Source organism: Ornithinibacillus proteolyticus (assembly GCF_039581225.1).
GTDB classification, from domain to species: Bacteria; Bacillota; Bacilli; order Bacillales; family Amphibacillaceae; genus Ornithinibacillus; species Ornithinibacillus massiliensis.
The window spans coordinates 1-1676 of sequence record NZ_JBCPXV010000110.1; the positions used below are offsets into that span (position 1 = coordinate 1).

Here is a 1676-nt window from a genome sequence, read left to right on the forward strand (position 1 = left end):
CAAGGGAGAATACGCCCTTGACAGAACCTGCCACATGAAAGGCATGGTTGGCAAGATGGGAAGGAGCAAAACTCAATGCACCTTAAATTTATAAAAAAGTTGTCTTGACGATGGGGTCCACTTTAAATTCCACTCAAAATATATTATAATAGTATTGAAATAGTTTTTAACATAACCGTTTACTTTAGGAGATGAATTTCAGATGAAAGCGTTAAGATGGCATAATGCTAAAGATTTAAGACTAGAAAATATCGAAGAACCTACTGTAAAAAAAGGTGAAGTAAAACTTAAAGTTGAGTGGTGTGGAATTTGTGGAAGCGATTTACACGAATATACAGCCGGCCCAATTTTTATTCCTAAGGAAACACCACATCCATTAACTGGAGATAAAGCTCCGATTGTTATGGGGCATGAATTTTCTGGACAAGTTGTTGAAATTGGTGAAGGTGTAACCAAAGTACAAGTTGGTGATCGTGTTACAGTAGAACCAATTTATAATTGCGGAAAATGTGATGCTTGTAAACAAGGGAAATATAATCTTTGCGCAGATATGGGATTCTATGGTCTTGCTGGCGGTGGCGGTGGGTTTTCTGAATTCACTTCTGTTCCAGAACACATGCTGCATAAACTTCCAGAGAATGTATCATATGAACAAGGTGCACTTGTTGAACCGTCAGCTGTTGCTCTTCATGCTGTGAAACAAAGTAAACTACAAGTTGGTGATAAAGCAGCCGTATTTGGAACTGGTCCAATTGGTTTATTAGTGATTGAAGCCTTAAAAGCAGCAGGTGCAGCAGAAATCTATGCAGTTGAATTATCTGAACAACGTAGACAAAAGGCAGAAGAGCTTGGAGCCATCGCAATTGATCCAAATAATGGTGATGCCGTACAACAAATTCAAGAGCTTACAAGTGGCGGGGTAGATGTTGCTTATGAAGTCACTGGGGTACCACCTGTTTTAAAACAAGCTATCAATTCAACCAAATTTAATGGAGAAACAATGATTGTTAGTATTTTTGAAACAGAGGCTCCGATTCACCCACAAAATATCGTGTTGAAAGAACGTACTTTAGCAGGAATTATCGGATACCGTGATGTGTTTCCAGCTGTTATTAGTTTAATGGCACAAGGTTACTTCCCTGCAGATAAATTAATAACGAAACGTATCACACTTGATGAAGTAATAGAAGAAGGATTCGAAGGTCTACTAAAAGAAAGAAATCATATAAAAATCTTAGTAAAAGCTGAGTAGTTTAATTAACCGGAATCTTATTATAGGATTCCGTTGGAATTTGATTATCAATAATGGACTTATTATGTTTACTTTCTCCGAAATAGTTGTATGTTTTATTAACTTATACAAATTGTGCTAACAAGTATGAATCTCAAGACAATACTACTCAAAATCAAATTTACCTTGCATTTAAAGCAAGTGCTCTCTTATGCTGATAAAAAAGGGGCTGGGACATAACTAGCCAAGAATAATAAAAAAATGGTTCCGATCATCGTTTTTGGATGATTGGAACCATTTTCATTAGGCTATTGTCATTTTTTTTAAGTTAACTCGCTTTAGAGGCGGTGTACTTCCTTAGATTCACCGCCATTAACGCAAATCCTAATTCATTTTCTACTTTGGATTTGCCCCTCACTGACATTCGAGTGAAGCGCAAATTAGC

At 36.8% G+C, this 1676-nt stretch carries 1 protein-coding gene; it reads left to right on the forward strand.

Translation table 11 applies throughout. The features are described from left to right. Positions 1-202 precede the first annotated feature (202 nt). Entirely contained in the window at positions 203-1252 is a 1050-nt protein-coding gene (locus tag AAIB49_RS19790; RefSeq protein WP_061786664.1) for a 2,3-butanediol dehydrogenase, read from the forward strand. The last annotated feature ends 424 nt before the right edge of the window (positions 1253-1676 follow it).

What these genes read in the sequence shown, in the direction of transcription:
- AAIB49_RS19790 (WP_061786664.1), top strand. Translation starts at nt 203, where the DNA reads ATGAAAGCGTTAAGATGGCATAATGCTAAAGATTTAAGACTAGAAAAT.